Origin of the sequence: Micromonospora coriariae (genome assembly GCF_900091455.1) — a bacterium.
Taxonomy (GTDB): Bacteria; Actinomycetota; Actinomycetes; order Mycobacteriales; family Micromonosporaceae; genus Micromonospora; species Micromonospora coriariae.
This window is the reverse complement of record NZ_LT607412.1, coordinates 5,045,590-5,063,680: the sequence shown is the minus strand read 5'-3', so window position 1 is coordinate 5,063,680 and position 18,091 is coordinate 5,045,590. Positions and strand designations below refer to the sequence as shown.

The window sequence follows — 18,091 nt, the reverse complement described above, 5'->3', positions numbered from 1 at the left end:
CTACGCGACCGCCTTCTCGGCGGACGGCGCGGCGGCCAGGCGGTGCTTGCGCTTGGGCAGGCCGAAGGTCGGGTGCGAGTTGGTCCACAGCGACATCTTGAGGATGCCCGCCTTGATCCGCGCGGCCGTCCGGCCGCCCATGTACTTCGGCTTTGCCTGCCCTTCGTCATCGACCAGCTGCAGGATCGCGTCCCGCCGCCCGAGGCTGATGTGGTTGCCCGGGTACTCCAGCTTGGTGTTCGCGATCTTGCGGGCGGTCAGGCGTCCCACGATCGCGGCCGTGGCCTGCATGCCGGTGTAGCCGGCCGAAGCGCAGGACATCGGCAGCGGCCGGCCGTTGTCGCCGATTGCGTAGACGCTGTCGCCGGCGGCGTAGACGTTCGGGTGCGAGACCGACCGCATGGTGCGATCGACGACGATCCGACCGTTCCCGGTGACCTCCAGCCCGCTGGCGGCGGCGATGGGGTTGACCGCGAACCCGGCCGTCCACACGGTTGCGTCGGACGCCAGAGCGGTGCCGGCGGCGCACAGCACCCGCGTCGCTTCGACGGCTTCGACGCTGGTGTGCTCCAGGACGGTGATGCCCAGCCGGTCGCAGGCCTGGCGCAGGTGGCTGCGGGCTCCGGCGGAGAGCCGGGCGCCCAGCTCGCCGCGGGCGACCAGGGCCACCGACAGGCCGGGCCGGGATTCGGCGATCTCTGTGGCGGTCTCGATGCCGGTCAACCCGTCGCCGACGACCAGCACTCTGCCACCTTCGCCCCGCCTGCCCAGGCTGTCCAGGCGCTCGCGCAGGCGCAGCGCCGAGGGCCGGGCGGCGATGTCGAAGGCGTGCTCGGCCACGCCGGGGACGCCGCAGTCGGCGCCGTGGCTGCCGAGCGCGTAGAGAAGAGTGTCGTAGCCGAGCTCGCCGCCGCCGTCGGCGTCGGCCACGGCGACGACCTGGCGCTCGGGGTCGACGGCGGTGACGCGGGCCACGCGCAGCCGTATCCCCGTGCCCGCGAAGACGTCGGCGAGCTTCGGAGCCTCAATGTCCTGGCCGGCCGCGAGCTGGTGCAGCCGCAGCCGCTGGACGAAGTCCGGCACGGCGTTGACCACGGTGATCTCGGTGTCCGCCGGGGACAGCCGGCGGGCCAGGGTCCCGGCCACGTAGGCCCCGGCGTAGCCGGCGCCGAGGACGACGATGCGGTGCTTCATGTGTTGCTCCTGTCGGTTCGCTTGCTTCCGTGAGTTGAGCGGAACGGCGCCCTGATTGCTGACAGGAACTGCATGTGGCATGGGTCACCGAGCGGCAGGAGCGCCGCCCAACGATGCTCGCGACGCCGAGGCGGCGCAGATGCAGGCCGAACTGAACGAGGTGACCTGATGCCATTCACCGTCGACATCGACGTCACGGTCGCCAAGCGCAAGATGTCCGTGGGCGAACTAGCCGAACGCGTCGGCATCACCACCCGCCAACCTGGCCGTGCTGAAGAATGGCCGCGCCAAGGCCGTCCGCTTCACCACCCTCGCCGCACTCTGCGAAGCCCTCGACTGCCAGCCCGGCGACCTGCTGCGCGGGGAGACCGCGGACCCCGCGAGCGCGTGATGGCCACGGGCCACCGAGACCTGCGATGCGGGCTCCGGGCGCTGCGGTGAGCCGATTCTGCATACAAGGTCAGACGCACTGCTTTCGGCAGATCCGGACGGCGAGCGGGAGCTCCAGCCGTCACGCTGCGTGCCGCGCGGATTGCGGCTACCTGTTGACTGGTGGTACGACCGCAGCCCGGCCAGGCTTGGTCGAGGTGACCGGTGGGGTCGCTCTCATCGCGGCTGCCCACCGCTGTTTGGTGTGGCTCTCATCTGGCGTGCGTCCCGCCGGTCACCGCGGCGGAGAGAGGCTCAAGAGGGGACTGCCGGGCTCAAGGTAGCGCTGCCCTCCCGTCGACGAACACCGTCGGATCGAGGGAGGACACGATGGCCCAGGTCATCATCGGCGTGGACCCGCACAAGCGTTCCGCCACCATCGAAATCATCAACGCCCGCGAGAAGGCGATCGGGCAGGGCCGGTTCGGCACCGACCGCGACGGCTACCAGGTCATGCTCGCCGCCGGCCGCAAGCACAAGGACCGCCTGTGGGCGGTCGAGGGCTGCAACGGCATCGGCCGGCACGTCGCTCAACGCCTGGTCGCCGACGGCGAAACCGTCGTGGACGTTCCCGCGAAGCTGTCCGCCCGGGCCCGCGTGTTCGCCACCGGCCAGGGCCGCAAGACCGACCCGGTCGATGCCCGCAGCGTCGCTGTGGTCGCCCTGCGCACCGAAGGTCTGCGGCAGGTCGTCACCGACGACACCACGGTCGCGTTACGGCTGCTGGTCGACCGCCGTGACCAGCTCGGACGGGCCCGCACCGACGTGGTCTCCCGGCTGCACCACCTGCTGCTCGAGTTGGTGCCCGGCGGCGCGAAGAAGGACCTGTCCGCCCAGCAGGCCCGCGCCCTGCTGGGCAGCGTGCGCCCGCGCGACGTGGTCGGCAAGACCCGCCGCCGGCTGGCCTCCGAGCTGATCGGCGAACTCGTCGTCATCGACAAGAAGATCAAAACCGCGAAACAGGAGCTCACCGACCTGGTCAACAGCACCGGAAGCCGGCTGATGGACCTGACCGGCATCGGACCGTCCGGCGCGGCCCGCCTGATCGGCGACATCGGAGACATCCACCGGTTTCCCAGCCGCGCCCACTTCGCCTCGTGGAACGGCACCGCACCGATCGACGCCTCGTCCGGCGACCAGAACCGGCACCGGCTCTCCAGAGCCGGGAACCGGCGCATCAACCGGGCCCTGCACATCATGGCCATCGTCCAACTGCGCCGTGACACCGAAGGGCGCCGCTACTACCGACGCAGACTGGCTGCGGGCAAGACCCCGATGGAGGCCCTACGGGCACTGAAACGGCGGCTGTCCGACATCGTCTACCGGCAGATGGTGGCCGACGCGAAGCTGGTCGGGACGGGTCCGGGAGGACACGCGGGGGCGACTCTGCAATCCAGCGCGGCCGACCTGAACCCCGAGATCGACACTTCGGAAAAGTCACTTCCCGGACCCGCCACACCCCAGCCTAGAACACCCCTCTTGATCATCACTTGACACAGAGGGGTGCCAGAAGAGGGCGCGCCCGATGGCTCCGCGTCCGGGTCGTCTCAGTGCCCTGAAGCGTAGGCACTGATGGCGTCTGCATCCCAGGTGTACTCGATCTCGGGCAACTCGAACCCTGCGGGGAAGCGCGCCATGCGGGCCGCGGTGGCGTGCCCGCCAGCCTTGCTGTAAAAGGCTATCGCGCGGGCGTTGTCGCGTAGCACTTCCAGATACACGGGTTGGCCAGGGTGGGTGGTAGCCGCCCAGGTAAAGGCGTGCCGTAGCAAGCGACGTCCGATACCGCTGCCGGTGTGTGTCGGATCGACGTGCAGGTTGTCGAGCAGGATCCGTCCGTCGGGGCCGGGGATGAGGTAAGCGAAGCCGAGTAGGTCGATGCCGTGCTCGGCGATCAGCAGGTGGCCGCCATCCGTGCCTCCGTCGCGCTGAGTCGCGGGCGCCAGCCGGCTCCTCCACATGTCTGCCTGCTGGTCCCGCAGCGGACCGTCCAAGTAGCTGGCCGGCATCAGGCCGGCATACGCTGCCAGCCAACTGTCGGTGTGCAGGCTTGCGACACGTAAGGTGTCCTGCGCGGTTCCGGTCCTGACCTCCATGATCTTTATGCTCTCACGCGGTTGCACCCAAGGCCGCCATGCCGCCCATGTGAACGTCCGCACATCGGCACGTCCGGATGCCGGCGACCGGCACCCGACCTCACCTTCGGTGACGAGCGCTTCGCGGCAACTCCGGACGCCAGAATTCGGCGGCCGCAGTATCAAGCCACGCAAAACTCGTTGCCCTCGGGTCCTGCATGACGACGTGCCCGAGGACGTCGCCGTACCACTCCTCGCGGACCACCGTCGCGCCAGCGGCGACCAGCTGGGGCACTTCCGCTGGATCAGTCGGGCGCGCTCGGCCATGTCCCAGGAGCCTGGTCCGGCTACGCGGATGTCGACATGCATTCGGTTCTTGGCGGACTTGCCCTCGGTGAAACGCGGGGGCAAACGCTGCCCAAGACGCAGGCAGACGCTGCCCCTTACGGCCGACCAGAGGATTTGCGTCGCAGCGAGTTTGCGTTTGCGTTCGCGCGCGCTCAAAGCCATAGCGTTGCCGCCATGACGACACAGACCTGGATCATCACCGGCGCGTCCCGCGGTTTCGGGCGAGCACTGGCGGAGTCGGCGCTCGCCGCGGGCGACCATGTGGTGGCGGCGGTACGCCGGCCGGACAGCGTGGCCGACCTGGCGGCCAAATACCCCGACAACTTTCTGGGTCTTGTGTCGTGTCTGTGGGTGGTTGGGCGCGTCGTTTGTGGCGCACGCCGTTGTCCTGCCTAGGTTCTGGCTTGTCGAAGGTCAGAACTGGATGGGCGGGAGAACGGCGTGCGTTCTGCCAGGGTATGGGCTGTGCTGCTCGGGGTCGAGCAGGCGGTGGTGGAGGGTGTGGAGTTCGATCCGGTCGAGTCGGTGGTGGTGGCTCGGGTGCGGGTGCGTAAGGGCGCGTCGCGGCGGTGTCCGCATTGCGGGCGGCGGTGTGCGCGCTATGACGCCGGGGTGCGGCGTCGGTGGCGGACGTTGGATCTGGGTGTGGTGCGGGCGGTGGTCGAGGCGGACGCGCCGCGGGTGTCGTGTCCGGTGCATCAGGTGGTGGTCGCGGCGGTGCCCTGGGCTCGTCATGGGGCGGGGCATACGCGGGCGTTCGACGCGACGGTGGCGTGGCTGGCGGTGCACACAGCGAAGTCGGCGGTGTCGCAGGTGATGCGGATCGGGTGGCGCACCGTCGGGGCGATCGTGGCCCGGGTGTGGGCTGACACCGGTGGCCTTGAAGACCGGTACGACGGGTTGCGTCGTATCGGCATCGATGAGGTCAGCTACAAGAAGGGCCACCGGTATCTGACGGTGGTCGTCGATCACGACACGGGTCGGCTGGTGTGGGCGGCGCCGGGCAAGAGCGCAGCCACGTTGCAGGAGTTCTTCGACCTGCTCGGTTCTGATCGGGCCGCGAAGATCACGCACGTGTCGGCTGACGGCGCGGACTGGATCACCACGGTCGTGCGTCGCCGCTGCCCGAACGCGGTGCGCTGCGCCGATGCGTTCCACGTCGTGGCCTGGGCCACTGACGCCGTGGATCGGGTTCGCCGCCAAGCCTGGAACGAGGCCACCGGGCGTGGGGCAGGCCGTCGCGGCGTCGCTGTCGGCGCGGCCCGGCAGTTGAAGAACACCCGCTGGGCGTTGTGGAAGAACCCGCAGAACCTCACCGACGCCCAGCACGCCAAACTCGCCTGGATCGCCAAGACCCATCCCCGCCTGCACCGGGCCTGGGCGTTGAAGGAAGGCCTACGACTGGTGTTCACCCTGGCCAAGACCAGCCCGACAGCGGCGGTCGAAGCCCTCGACCGGTGGATCGGATGGGCCCGACGCAGCCGCATCGACGTCTTCGTCGACCTGCAACGACGCGTGACGCGTCACCGCGACGCCATCGTCGCGTCCATCGAACACGGCCTGTCCAACGGCCGCATCGAGTCCGTCAACGCCAAGATCCGCCTGATCACCCGGATGGCCTTCGGCTTCCACTCACCCGACGCCCTCATTGCCCTGGCCATGCTCAGCCTCGGCGGCCACCGACCCCAACTACCCGCAAGATGATCACCAACGACCCACTAACTCGACACAAGACCCAACTTTCTGATCGCGAACTTCGACGCCCGAGACATCGCTGCGGCGGCGTCGCTCGTGCGGGCCACCCTCGACCGCTTCGGTCAGCTCGACGTTCTCGTCAACAACGCGGGCCGGGCCGTGGTCGGAGCGGTCGAGGAGGTCAGCGACGCGCAGCTGCGTGAGCGTCCTTGCAACGCGGTCGCCGGCGATCTGCTCAGCATCGAGGTTGAGGCGGGCATCCGGGCGCCGCGGAGGCCTACCTCGCCCTTCTCGAAGCGCAGAGGCATCCCGACCTGGCGGCGACGCTGGACGCGTACGGCCGGGAACCGGGAAGAGTCTGCCCGTTCCCACCTGAGCCGCTGCCGGTGAAGACGAGGAAGGGCAGGAGGAGGATCGCTGAAATCTCGAAGGCACCGCTGAAATTTGCACCGAAAAGCGTCGGTTCCCGACTAACTGATCAAGTTCGGGCCGAGCCCGTCCCTATGTACCGGATCAGGGCCTGAAGCTGGCACGGCCGTGCTTCCGACGGCTGTCCCCAGTCTGGGCGACATCGCCGTCGTAAGGGAGCAGAGCAGCCCCCTTACGGCACCCGTTCCGGTACGCCTCGACTCATCAGGGCGGTGAAATGCTGCACGAGGCGGTCTACGATGGTCGGGTCGTGCAGGACGACCCCAACTTCAAGCTTCGTCGACAGTGCACGGTCGGTCAGGTTGGCGCTGCTGATCAACGCAGTCGAGGTATCGGCTGCGATGATCTTGGCGTGGAGCGCCGCGCGGGATGCACCTGCGGCAGTCCGGTAGCGCGCCGGCCAGTGCCAGAAGTTCGCCTGGTTGTGTAACTCAGCGAAGGCGGCGGAGGCGCCGACAGAGCCGCGGAGGGCGCCGCCGTCGTCGGCGGTGCCTTCCAGGACGAGGTTGATGCGGACGCCTCGGTTGGCAGCTGCGGCCAGCTCGGCGACGACTTCAGCTACGCCGTACGCGGCGAAACTGACGATGAGCAGGGATTCCCGAGCGGTGCGAACGACCTCAATCACCACGGAACTGGTTAGGCGGACGGAGACGGTCGGGCTGGTGGGCCCGCTGATCACCAGCTCGGTTCGCCGCCGTGTGGCGGCTTGGTAGACGTTGCTCCCGCTGCGCAATGCGAGGGCGACCGCCCGGCCGGGCAATTGCCGATCTTGGGCGGCCCAGGCGTTGATGAGTGTTCGAGCTTTGGTGGCCAGAGTGAAGCCGGGCCGAGCATCGATGAGTGCGGCCTCTACGGCCGCAGTGGGGCCCTCGGCGCAGCGGAGGACCGCCGACCATGGCCGACGGGACGTACCGGCGGCGCATCGCCCGGCAGCTGAACAAGGGTGAGAACGTGCACGCCCTGCGCCGCTCCCTCGCGTACGCCGGCGAGGGAGCACTGCGGCGCCGCCACCACGAGCAGCAGACCGAACGCGCGCCGGCCCTGGGCGACATCTGCCCCGACACCGGCCGCGGTCGGCTGTCCTACCCGCGCGCGGAGTACCTGTTCAGACAGGCATCCAAGCTCCACGACCGCACGGCACCGTGTACGCCCTGCACCCGCTGCGCCACTCCGGGCTGACCCATCTGGCCGCCAAGGGCCGCAGCGCCGCCGAACTACAGGCCCAGTCCCGCCACCGGCACCTGGCCACGCTTGGCGTCTACGTGCGGCACGGCGAGGAGACCTCCGCCCGCATCACCGCCGAGAACGACAGGCACCACCGGCGGCACCGGCGCTGATCTCGCATCCCACGTACCGGGATCACGGGAAACAGCGAAGTGACCGCCCGGCAATCCGCCATCTTGAGGCAGCCACCCCAGGTAAGGGCCTAGATCAACTACTTAGCGTTGTTTTTGGTCTGGAAACTACGGACGGGCCTGTACGCGCAGCCGCTGGACGCCGGCTACTGGAGTCCAACAGCCGGACGGCGGAGTCACCGCACGACACTCACGCCTCGGGCAGCCAGCCACGCTCCCGGGCACGCCAGCCCAACTGCAGGCGCGACTGCGCCCCCGCCGTCTCCATCAGGTGCTGCACCCGGCGAACGACGGTGCGCCGGCTCATCCCGAGGCGCGCACCCGCCGTCTCGTCGGTCATCCCGGCAACCAGCAGCGACAGCAACTTGCGGTCCTCATGCGAGATCTCGCCCCGCGCGGTAACCTCACCGGCGCCCGACAGGCCCAAGGGACTCGCTGTCGACCACACGCCCTCGAAGAGTGCGACGAGCGCGTCGAGCAGCGCGCACGGGTGGACGAGCACCGCCGCATCCTGCGCCGCATCCGTCAATACCAGAGGGAGCAGGGCCAGCGTGCGATCTGCGACGGCGAGCTTTGTCGGCACGCTCGGCGCGAGGCGCGCTATCTCGCCATTGCGGACGTGCTCCCCGGCCGCCGCCAGGGTGGCCGGATCGGCGAGCGCGTCGATGGTGTAGACGACGCGGTAGGTGATTTCCCGCCCGCGCTCCATCTGTACGCGGTTGACCTGCTCGGCCGCGGCGTACGGCGGCGCGACCAGCATCCGCATCGTTGCCTTCGCGACACGCTGTACCCGGTCGAAGGCACGCTGCACGCTTGCTTGCCCTTGGACGATCTCGATGAGTTCACCGGTACGCCGTCCGGCGGTACGGTCGCGGGTCTGGGCCGCCAGCGCGTGCGCCGCCTCGCGGACCCGGTCCAGCTCGGCGTGCTGGCGTTGGATCAACTGCTCGATCGCCTCGTCTGGCGGAACCGGCACGACCAGGCCGTGCGGCGGTGGCGTGCGGTGCACCATTCCTTTGCGGTGCAGGCCGGCCACCGCCCGGCTGATCTGCGTGGTGGGCCGTCCGGTGCGTCTGGCCAGCTGATCCACGGTGGCGCTGCCCTGCCGCAGCAGCCCAAGGTAAGCCGACTCCTCGGCGGTGGTGAGTCCGGCGGGCTCGAGCATGCGTGGGCCTCCCATCTAGCGGCGGTGCGGGACGGGACCGGTGGCGAGGCCGGCGGTTCCGGGACGTGTGATCGGCGGTGGCGCACCTGAGTCACGACTCATCTGCGCCCCTGAGTGATCTAGCCCCGGGTGGTGCCAAGTGTGACACTCGGCCGAGCTCGATTCCACGATCATCCGGGAGACCGCGGTCGGGAGGAGGGCCCTGTCGTGAGGTCGCTACAGGGTCAAGAGCGGCCATTTGAAGAAGGGGTCCATGTCTGTGCATCCTTCCCGGCCACACCGTCGTACTGCCCTGACGGCGGTATCCGGTGCCCTCATGGTGGGGCTCGCGGCTCTGGCGGCCGTGCCTCCGCCACCGGCGCTCGCCTCGCCGCAACCTGCCACCGTGCCCGGCCCCGCGCAGCAGCGTGCCGAACACCACACGATCACCCTTGTCACCGGCGATACAGTGGCCGTCACTCGTGGACCGAAGGGCATCATTTCGTACAGCGTCACCCCGGGCCCTGGCCGCCAGGACGTGACGTTCCTGACCCGATCGGACAGCGACGGCGCCGTCTCGGTAATCCCCTCCGACGCGCTGAACCTGCTCTCCGCCGACCAACTGGACCCCCAACTGTTCGACCTGGGCGCGCTGATCGACAGCGCGCCCGACGACGGTGGCGAACTGCCGCTGATCGCCCAGTACGCCAAGGCGACCACGGCCAGGCCCTCCAACCGGGTGCGGGGCGTGCTCGCCGACGGTGCCCGGACCACTCTCGCCCTGCCCCGGCTCGGGCTGAACGCGGTGCGCGTCCCCCCGAACAACACCGGACGCATGTGGCGTGCAGTCACCGGTGGAGAGAAAGCTGCCCAGCGTCTGCGCGGTGGCCTCGGCAAGCTCTGGCTGGACCGCAGGATGAAGGTCTCGCTGGAGCGCAGTGTGCCCCAGATCGGCGCCCCGACTGCCTGGCAGGCGGGGCTCACCGGGACCGGTGTCACCGTGGCCGTTCTTGACACTGGCTACGACATCGACCACCCCGACCTCAAGGACGTGGTCGTCGCGTCCGCCGACTTCGTCGGCGAGGGCACGGTAGACGACCACGTCGGGCACGGCACCCACGTGTCCTCGACCATCGCGGGCAGCGGAGTGGCCTCGAACGGGCTGCGCAAGGGCGTGGCGCCCGGCGCGAAGCTGGCCGAGGGCAAAGTTTGTTCCGAAGAAGGCTGCCCCTGGTCGGCGATCCTCGCCGGGATGCACTGGGCGGCCAACGAAGTGCATGCGAAGGTCATCAACATGAGCCTCGGCGGGCTCGACTCCGCTGGTATCGACCCGCTCGAGGCCGCGGTGAACGACCTGTCGGCTCAGACCGGAGCCCTCTTCGTCATTTCGGCGGGCAACAACGGCTGCAGGTATGGCGCCCGCCCGGTCGGCTCGCCCAGCACCGCTGACGCGGCGCTGAGCGTGGCCGCGGTCGACCGGACCGACTTCATCGCCGACTTCTCCAGCTGCGGTCCACGCATGCTCGACAACGCGCTGAAGCCGGAGATCAGTGCGCCAGGAGTGGGCATCGTCGCAGCGGTCCCCGGCGGGGGCTACGGGACTTACAGCGGCACGTCGATGGCCGCCCCGCACGTCACCGGCGCGGCGGCGATCCTGGCCCAGCAGCATCCCGACTGGACCGGAGAGCAGCTGAAGGCCGGCCTGATGAGCAGCGCCTCCGAGCCCCGCTGGGAGAGCATGCCATCGCCCCGGTACGGGACCGGCCGTGTCGACGTGGCGCGGGCGATCGCCGCTCAGGTCACGCCGAGCGCCGGTGGTCTGAACATCAACCAGCCCTGGCCGCGTCCCAGCGAGGGCGTCACCCGCACGGTCAGCTACCGCAACGCCGGGATCGAGCCGGTCGTCCTCGACCTGGCCGTCTCGTCGATCCCGGCCGCGCTGGTCACGCTGAGCACCCAGCGGTTGACGGTGCCCGCCGGAGGCAACGCCTCGGTGACGCTCACCGTCGGCAGCGAGGGCGAGGCAGAGGCGTACCACCTCGGCGCCCTCACCGCCACTGTCGACGGCGCCCCGGTGGCCCGGACCGCGCTGACCTACCACCAGGACGCGCGGTACGACGTGTCGGTGGAGCTGGTCAACCGGCTCGGCGCGCCCGCCGAGGGCAGTGTGGCCGCGGTGAACGGCGACACCGGCGCGGTGACGTACTTGACGGTCAATGGGGGCACGGCACGGGGGATGCTTCCCACCGGCCGGCACTACCTGCTGACCACGGTGTTCCCGGGCGGGCCGGAGGACATCGCCTTCACCTACGGGATCGTGCCGGTCACGGTCACCGACGATACGGCCGTCCTGCCGGTACGGGTCGACGCCCGCCGCGGCAGGCAGGTCCGGCTCGAGGTCTCCGACCGCTCGGCCGAGCATGTCGTCACGTCCGTGGACCTGACCCTCGACGTGGCCGGTACCCGGATGGCGCACGGCGGCTCCTTCGGCGTGCAGGGCGCGAGCTACGTGCTCCCGGTCGAGGATCCGGCGGTCACCTATGGCGCCCGGGCGGTCTTCGACAAGAAGGGTTCGAGCGAGCAGTCGCCGAGCCCCTACCACTACCGGATCGCCGACACCCGCGCCGGCATCCCCACCGACCCGGTACGCACCGTGGCCAGGGAGGACCTCGCCCGGGTCGTCATGGACTTCAAGGCTCCCGGCGTCGCCTCCAGCGGATCCGCCGCCGTCGGCATGATCACCGACGACAGCCTTCCCACGCTCACCATCGAAGGGCCGGTCGACTTCCCGTCAAAGGTGATCGACTACCGGGCGCCGGGGCGGTACGAGAGCGAGATCCGCATCGGCGACAACTGGATCACGGCACCGGCCCGAACCGTCAGCCTGGCTGAACCCGGCCGGGAGACCTGGAACAACGCGCTCCTCGGGCCGACGCTGGACAGCACCACCGGGCTGAACGGAGACGGCTTCATGTCGATCCCCGACATCCCGTGGTTCGTCGACGCCGAGACGCACGACTTCGCGTACACCCCCGCGTCCGGCACCCTGACGCTGAAGCGGGAGGGCCAGCAGGTCGCGCAGTGGCAGGCCGGCCAGTGGGGCTACGCCTACGGGCTGCCCGTGGAGAAAGCCACCTACACCCTGCAGGCCAGCGTCACCCGGTCGGTGCCGTTCTCCACCCTGTCCAGCCGGATCGACGCCGAGTGGCGGTTCACCACGGCAGGCACCACGGAGTGGCTGGCCAATCCACTCATGGTGCCCCGCCTGGCAGCCGTCGGCCTCGACGAGTACAACCGGGCCGCCGGCAAGGCACCCACCAAGGTGCTGATCGGCGTCAGCGGCCAGCCCGCCGGCGGCATCCCGGCCACCCGGGTCACTCGCGCGGAGGCGTCCTTCGACGAGGGCCGCACCTGGAAGTCGCTGAAAGTCACCGCTGGGCCGGACGGGACGCTGGGCAAGGTGATGGTCCCCAACCCGCCCGCAGCGGCCCACGTCGCGCTGCGGGTCACGCTGGCGGACCGGGACGGCAACCAGGTCACGCAGACCGTCCACCGCGCCTACGAGGCGCGGCCCCGGTAACCGAGCGAGGCCGGGCCCGAGCGGCTGTGCAGCCGCCCGGGCCCGGTCTTTTCCGATCCTTTCCAGATTGGTCGGCCACACCGAACGTGCGTGCCTGCGGCAGATGCGGCCGACCCCCCAACCCCGGGAGCGAGATGCCCAGACGAATTCGGTGGCTGTTGGTGACCACCACAGTGGTTGCGACGCTGCAAGCGGTGCCGGGAACCCCGGCGCTGGCCAACCCGACCCCAGACCTCACCACCCCGAACCCCGCCACCGCGGCCCCGGCCGGCAGCGGTGAGACGCACACCGTCACGCTGCTCACCGGCGACGTGGTGACCGTCGAGGCCACCGGGTCCGGCTGCCCCCGGGTCCGCGTGCAGCCCGTCGACCCGGCCGGTGTGATCCGGCGCAGCTGCGGTGCCGACGGGCACATGAAGGTCATCCCGGCCACGGTGGCGGCCCAGGTCGGCACCGTGCTCGACCCGGACCTGTTCGACGTGACCACGCTGATCGCGGACGGCTACGACGACGAGAGCACCACCGAGCTGCCGGTCATCGTGCAGCCCGCCGAGAACCAGCGGACGACGGCGCTCGCCGGCGTCCGGCCACTGTCGAGCATCGGCGCGGTCGCCGGGGCCGTGCCGAAGAGGTCCGCGGCCAACGCCAGGGCAGCCACCACCAGCCTGCTCACCGGTGCGCGCAAGGTATGGCTCGACCGCAAGGTGCACGCGACCGGGATCACCGCCGGCAACCACGGCGGCGGGCAGCCCGCTCAACTCGACCACAACATCAGTCAGGTTTCCGCGCCGCAGGCCTGGCAGGCCGGTTACACCGGCAAGGGCACCCGGGTGGCCGTGCTCGACACCGGCGCCGACTTCAGCCACCCCGACCTGGCCGGCCAGGTCGTCGACCGCGCCGACTTCGTCACCCCGGGCGGCGACGCGGTCGACCACAACGGGCACGGCACCCACGTCGCGACCACCATCGCCGGCACCGGGGCCGCCTCGCACGGCCAGCGTCGCGGCATCGCGCCCGACGCGCGCCTGGTCATCGGCAAGGTCCTCGACGACTTCGGCTCCGGTTCCGACTCCGACATCATCACCGGCATGGAGTGGGCCGCCTCCCGCGCCGACGTGGTCAACATGAGCCTGGGCGGCGCCATGCCGGACGACGGCACCGACCCGATGGCGGTCGCCGTCGACAACCTGACCGAGCAGACTGGCGCCCTCTTCGTCATCGCCGCCGGCAACAGCGGCGGCGCCATCGCGTCCCCCGGCTCGGCCGGGCGCGCACTGACAGTCGGCGCGGTCGACTCCGACGACGAGCGGGCCGACTTCTCCAGCCGGGGACCGCTGATCAACACCTGGGCGGCGAAGCCGGAGCTGGCCGCTCCCGGCGTCGACATCGTCGCCGGCCGTGCCGCCGGCACCACCCTCGGCACGCCGTTCGACGAGCACCACACCACGCTCTCCGGCACCTCCATGGCCGCCCCGCACGCCGCGGGTGCCGCCGCGCTGCTCGCCCAGCGGCACCCCGACTGGACCGCGGACCGGCTCAAGGCCGGGCTCGTCGGCGCCGCCGACCCACTGCCCGACGCCGAGCCTTACACCGTCGGCGCCGGCCGGCTCAACGCGGCACGGGCACTCACCGGCCCGGTGAGCGACCAGCCGGTGGTCAACCTCGGCACCTTCAGCTACCCCCAGTCCGGCACCCACGAGGTGCGGCTGAGCTGGACCGGCGACCAGACCCCGGCCGCCGTCCCGCTCAACCTCGCGGTCACGGTCGCCAACCACGACGGGACCACCGCACCCCGCCGGGCCGCGAAGCTGTCGACCACCCGGGTGACGCTCAAGCGCGGCGTGCCCGGCACGGCGACGCTGCGGCTCGACCGCGCGGCGCTGGCCGGCTCGCCCGGGTACTACCTCGCCACGGTCACCGCCCGCACGCCGAACCACGCGCTGGTGGCGACCACGCCGGTCGCCTTCTACGTGGAGCCGCGCAGCTACGACCTGACGATCCAGACCCGCCCCATACCGGACACCCCGGTGAACGGGTACAGCGCCGTCGGGGTGGAGGTCACCAACCTCGCCGACCCGCTGCTCTACGGCGGCGGGGCGTTCCTCACCCCCGGCAAGTCGGCCACGCTGCGGGTCCCGGCCGGCCGCTACCAGGTCACCGCGGCGTTCACCACGTACAACGACGAGACCGGAGCGCAGACGGGCGCATTCGTCGGGAACAGCGACCTCGCCGTCGACAGCCCCCGGACGGTCATCCTCGACCCGACGCAGGTCAAGCCGCTCACCGCGACCGTGCCCGGCAAGCCCACCCAGACCCTCGCGAGCGACTTCCTGTACGTGCAGACGGCCGGAAACGGTCTCTCCTGGTGGCAGGCCATCGCGGCGTGGGGCGACTCCGCCACGGTCGCATCCGGCCCGGTGGCACTGCCCGGCGTGGGGTCGCTGCGGATGTACGGCGGCTGGGGGCTGGACTCGCCGGCGGGCACGGCCGCGCCATACCACTACGACCTGGCACATGAGTACACCAAGGGCGTGCCGGCCGACCCCACCTACCGGGTCACCGCCGCCGAGCAGGCCCGGCTCGCCCGGATCGACCAGCGGTTCAACCAGCTGGACCTGACCGGGATGGTGACCTCGATGCGCCGCGCCGGCTACACCCCCGACGGGTTCTACCTGACCCAGAACCCCACCTACGACCTGCCGGCGACGCGTACCGACTACGTCTCGCCCGGGTTCCTCTGGCAGGACACCGGGACCTACGGCGGTCTCCCGGCCCAGGAGGCGCCCCGGAACTACGCGCCGGGTAGCCGGCAGACCAAGATCTGGGCGCGGCAGCCGCTGCGCTCCGACTGGTTCGACGACCCGGCCGGTGGGGTGTACAGCTGCGCCGGCGCGCCGTGGCGGACCAGTGGCAACCTGCACGTCGACCTGGCCATGCTCGTCGACGAACACCAGCGGGCCGACTGCCTGCAGCCCGGCGCGGTCGGCATCACACGGACGCTGGCCCTCTACCGGGACGGCCAGCTCGTCGACGAGCGCAACGCCGCCCGGACCGACTTCAGCGTGCCGGCGAAGGCGGCGGACTACCGGCTCACCTTCGACGTCGACACCAGCCGGATCCTGCCGTTCTCGACCCACGTCAACACCGCGTGGACCTTCCGGTCGGCCGGGCCGGCCGGCACGGCGCGCAGTGCCCTGCCGCTCCTGTCGGTCGACTACTCCCTGCCACTGGACGCGGCGAACCATCCCACCGGTGGTCCGGCCACATTCGCCGTCCGGCAGGCCCAGGGGGCGCCAGCCCAGCGGGTGACCTCGTTCCAGGTCTGGACCTCGACCGACGACGGCGCCACCTGGCAGCCGGCCAAGGTCGACGGTGACCGCGACGGCTACCACGCCGCGCTGCCGGCCCTGACGGGCGGACAGGCGATCTCCCTGCGGGTGAAGGCCACCGCAGACAGCGGTAGCGGCATCGAGCAGACGATCATCCGGGCGTACCGCGCCGGCTGACCGTCCCGATCCGCCGTACCTCCACCGAGGCGCGGCCCGGTGCAGACCGGGCCGCGCCTCGGCGCGTTTCAGGCGGCTGGCTCAGGACGAGAGGGCCGCGTCGGCGAGGAACTCCCGCTCGGGTTGAAGCTGCTGACCTACGACCCGGCGGAGGACGCTTTGGCTGTCGATTTCACGGCCGGCGCTGCGGAGATCAAGAGCTTCGCGGCGGACGCTGTGCTGATCATCGGCTTCAGCTGGGCGAACACGTCACGCACATGTTCATGACGTTGGTGCGGGCGACGGGATTGATGCCCGCCGCCCTGCGGCTGCCGTCCACGCCACTGATGCCGGCCCAGGCCACTACACTCGGTCACCGCCTAGCGGACGCCTCAGGCGCGGATCGCGGCTACCAGAAGAGCGCACCTGATCTTGGATCCGGCCGCAGCCGCCGTATCGATGTCAGCGGTTGCGTGGGGTTACCAGGCCGGATTCGTAGGCGAGGACCACGAGTTGGGCGCGGTCACGGGCATGGAGCTTGGCCATGGCCCGGTTGATGTGGGTTTTGGCGGTCATTGGGCTAATCACCATGAGGTCGGCGATCTCGTCGTTGGACAGGCCCCGCGCGACCAGGGCGACGGTCTCGCGTTCGCGGTTGGTCAGCCATTTCAGCCCCGTGTCGGCGCGTGTGTGGGGCGGCTCGGTGACGTACCGGTTGATCAGCTTGCGGGTGATCGACGGTGCGAGCAGGGCGTCACCGCGCGCGGCGACGCGAACGGCATGTAGGAAGTCTCCTGGCTCGATGTCCTTGACGAGAAATCCGGCGGCGCCGGCGCGCAGCGCGTTGTACACGTGTTCGTCGAGGCCGTAGTTGGTCAGGATGACGACGTGCACCCGGGCCAGCGCCGGGTCGGCGGCGATGCGCCGGGTCGCCTCGACGCCGTCCATGACCGGCATCTGGATGTCGACGAGTGCGACGTCCGGCAGGTACCGGATGGCCAGCGTCACGCCTTCCTCCCCGTCGGCGGCTTCGGCCACCACCTCGATGTCGTCCTCGACATCGAGGAGCGCGCGGAAGCCGCTGCGAAGGAGCGGCTGGTCATCGACGAGCAGGACGCGGATCATGACGTCCGGCCCACGGGTAGTTCAGCGTGGACGGTGAAGCCGCCCTCGTTGCGTGGTTCCGCGCGCAGGCGACCGCCGAGGGCGGCGACTCGTTCGCGCATTCCGAGCAGCCCGACGCCGGGAATCGGGGTGGTGTCCTGCGTGGCCTTGCCGTCGTCGTCGACTCGGATCGCGAGGGCGTCCGGACGGTAGTCGACCCGGACCGACGCCGTAGCGGTGGCGGCATGACGGGCGATGTTGGTGAGGGACTCCTGAACGATCCGGTAGGCGGTCCGGTCCATCGCGGCCGGCACGTCGTGCCGTTGTCCTTCGATCGTCAATGTCGCGTCCAGGCCGGTCGCACGGGCCCGTTCCACCAGTTCCGGGAGGTGGTCGAGCCCATGCGGCGGGGTCTCACCGTCGTCGCGCAGCGCTTCTAGGGTCGCGCGCAGTTCCCGGGTCGCCTCCCGACCGGCCTCGCGGATCGCCAGCAGGGCCTCCGGCACCTGTTCGCCACGCTTGCGGGCCAGGTGGACGGCTACTTCGGCCTGCACCTTGATGATCGAGATCTGGTGGGTGAGCGAGTCGTGCAGCTCCCGCGCGATGTGCAGCCGCTCCTCGTCCGCGCGGCGCCGCGCGGTCTCCTCCCTGGTGCGCTCGGCTTCGTCCGCCCGCCGCTCGGCCTGGCGCAGCGCTTCCCCCGCCGCACCGGCGGCGACCAGCCAAGCCACCTCGAGGGCGCCCCGGGCCCGTGCGAGCGCCTCGCCCACGGCCATGTCCTGCGGCGGGGCGAGGGCCGCGAGCGGGAGAGCGGCCAGCATCAGCACGGCCGCCACGACCGTGGTGATGCGGTGGCCCGCCCGCACGGCGGCGTACACCGCGAACAGGAACGCGACGGCGGGCACGTCGAAGCCGACCGCCTGGTAGCCCACCGCGCAGAGCCCGGTGACCGCCAGGACGGGTACCGGAGCCCGGCGGCGCGCGGCCAGCGCCAGGCCACCCGCCGCCAACAGTGCGTAGCCGAGTAGGTCGAGATCCGTGGCGGAGTGGTTCCCGGACAGCCCGGCGACCAGCAGCGTCGCCGCCACGCAAACGGCGATCGCCCAGTCTCTGACATTGGCCCGAACACCGGGCCGTCCTGTGCTCATGCGCGCACCTTAGCCGGGATCTTGCCGCGGCCGAATCCTGCTCGCGGACGGGCGGCTGCCTACCGCGTACGCAGTACTTTCCCGGCGCCTGCGGCGTCCGCAGCAGCC

14 protein-coding genes and 2 pseudogenes are annotated in these 18,091 nt (G+C 70.6%); 10 read left to right on the top strand and 6 right to left on the bottom strand.

Going from position 1 to position 18,091, the window contains the following annotated elements; genetic code table 11:
* Positions 1-1,194 (bottom strand): NAD(P)/FAD-dependent oxidoreductase, encoded by a 1,194-nt coding sequence (locus GA0070607_RS23545; RefSeq protein ID WP_089020115.1) that lies wholly within the window; start codon positions 1,192-1,194, stop codon positions 1-3.
* A 168-nt stretch (positions 1,195-1,362) separates the two neighbouring features.
* On the opposite strand from GA0070607_RS23545, the pseudogene GA0070607_RS23540 reads away from it, so the two are divergent.
* Together GA0070607_RS23540 and GA0070607_RS23535 are read left to right on the top strand one after the other, a co-directional pair.
* A pseudogene (locus GA0070607_RS23540) lies at positions 1,363-1,585 on the top strand (helix-turn-helix domain-containing protein).
* A 368-nt stretch (positions 1,586-1,953) separates the two neighbouring features.
* Positions 1,954-3,117: an IS110 family RNA-guided transposase gene (locus GA0070607_RS23535; protein ID WP_089016390.1), complete on the top strand. Its 1,164-nt coding sequence runs from the start codon at positions 1,954-1,956 to the stop codon at positions 3,115-3,117.
* A 53-nt stretch (positions 3,118-3,170) separates the two neighbouring features.
* Here the strand turns inward: GA0070607_RS23535 and GA0070607_RS23530 are convergent, their stop codons facing one another.
* On the bottom strand, positions 3,171-3,716 hold the full coding sequence (locus GA0070607_RS23530) for a GNAT family N-acetyltransferase (protein ID WP_089022053.1): 546 nt from the start codon (positions 3,714-3,716) through the stop codon (positions 3,171-3,173).
* A 501-nt stretch (positions 3,717-4,217) separates the two neighbouring features.
* Here GA0070607_RS23530 and GA0070607_RS32515 point away from each other — a divergent pair.
* Genes GA0070607_RS32515 through GA0070607_RS34205 form a run of 3 tightly spaced genes read left to right on the top strand, consistent with a single transcriptional unit; the run spans position 4,218 to position 6,128 of the window.
* A complete protein-coding gene (locus tag GA0070607_RS32515) occupies positions 4,218-4,439 on the top strand; it encodes an SDR family NAD(P)-dependent oxidoreductase (protein WP_197701136.1) in 222 nt (73 codons plus the stop codon).
* Positions 4,440-4,484: 45 nt separating this feature from the next.
* Entirely contained in the window at positions 4,485-5,747 is a 1,263-nt protein-coding gene (locus GA0070607_RS23520; RefSeq protein WP_089017243.1) for an ISL3 family transposase, read from the top strand.
* Between the two features lie 39 nt (positions 5,748-5,786).
* Entirely contained in the window at positions 5,787-6,128 is a 342-nt protein-coding gene (locus GA0070607_RS34205; protein WP_408630920.1) for an SDR family NAD(P)-dependent oxidoreductase, read from the top strand.
* Between the two features lie 211 nt (positions 6,129-6,339).
* Here the strand turns inward: GA0070607_RS34205 and drmC are convergent, their stop codons facing one another.
* Positions 6,340-7,005 carry a DISARM system phospholipase D-like protein DrmC gene (gene drmC, locus GA0070607_RS33550; RefSeq protein WP_408630919.1) on the bottom strand — a complete coding sequence of 222 codons (666 nt, stop codon included), beginning with the start codon at positions 7,003-7,005 and terminating at the stop codon, positions 6,340-6,342.
* 56 nt (positions 7,006-7,061) lie between these two features.
* On the opposite strand from drmC, the pseudogene GA0070607_RS34200 reads away from it, so the two are divergent.
* Positions 7,062-7,199, top strand: a pseudogene (locus tag GA0070607_RS34200) (Tn3 family transposase); the annotation flags it as partial.
* Between the two features lie 110 nt (positions 7,200-7,309).
* Complete coding sequence (locus tag GA0070607_RS33540) at positions 7,310-7,504, top strand: site-specific integrase (RefSeq protein ID WP_089020112.1); 195 nt, start codon at positions 7,310-7,312, stop codon at positions 7,502-7,504.
* A gap of 208 nt (positions 7,505-7,712) precedes the next feature.
* Here the strand turns inward: GA0070607_RS33540 and GA0070607_RS23495 are convergent, their stop codons facing one another.
* The gene (locus GA0070607_RS23495; protein ID WP_089020111.1) at positions 7,713-8,687 is read right to left on the bottom strand and encodes a helix-turn-helix domain-containing protein; all 975 of its coding nucleotides are present in this window, start codon (positions 8,685-8,687) and stop codon (positions 7,713-7,715) included.
* A 316-nt stretch (positions 8,688-9,003) separates the two neighbouring features.
* Here GA0070607_RS23495 and GA0070607_RS23490 point away from each other — a divergent pair, with 316 nt between their 5' ends.
* The 3 genes from GA0070607_RS23490 (at position 9,004) to GA0070607_RS23480 (ending at position 16,019) form a co-directional block, all read left to right on the top strand.
* Positions 9,004-12,246 carry a S8 family serine peptidase gene (locus GA0070607_RS23490; protein WP_172899089.1) on the top strand — a complete coding sequence of 1,081 codons (3,243 nt, stop codon included), beginning with the start codon at positions 9,004-9,006 and terminating at the stop codon, positions 12,244-12,246.
* Positions 12,247-12,380: 134 nt separating this feature from the next.
* Positions 12,381-15,752 carry a S8 family serine peptidase gene (locus GA0070607_RS23485; protein WP_231930197.1) on the top strand — a complete coding sequence of 1,124 codons (3,372 nt, stop codon included), beginning with the start codon at positions 12,381-12,383 and terminating at the stop codon, positions 15,750-15,752.
* 39 nt (positions 15,753-15,791) lie between these two features.
* Positions 15,792-16,019: a hypothetical protein gene (locus GA0070607_RS23480; protein ID WP_089020109.1), complete on the top strand. Its 228-nt coding sequence runs from the start codon at positions 15,792-15,794 to the stop codon at positions 16,017-16,019.
* A gap of 174 nt (positions 16,020-16,193) precedes the next feature.
* On the opposite strand, the gene GA0070607_RS23475 is transcribed toward GA0070607_RS23480, so the two are convergent.
* Together GA0070607_RS23475 and GA0070607_RS23470 are read right to left on the bottom strand one after the other, a co-directional pair.
* Complete coding sequence (locus GA0070607_RS23475) at positions 16,194-16,856, bottom strand: response regulator (RefSeq protein WP_089020108.1); 663 nt, start codon at positions 16,854-16,856, stop codon at positions 16,194-16,196.
* A complete protein-coding gene (locus tag GA0070607_RS23470) occupies positions 16,853-17,983 on the bottom strand; it encodes a sensor histidine kinase (RefSeq protein ID WP_089020107.1) in 1,131 nt (376 codons plus the stop codon). Before GA0070607_RS23470 ends, GA0070607_RS23475 begins: the two co-directional genes overlap by 4 nt.
* Positions 17,984-18,091 lie beyond the last annotated feature (108 nt).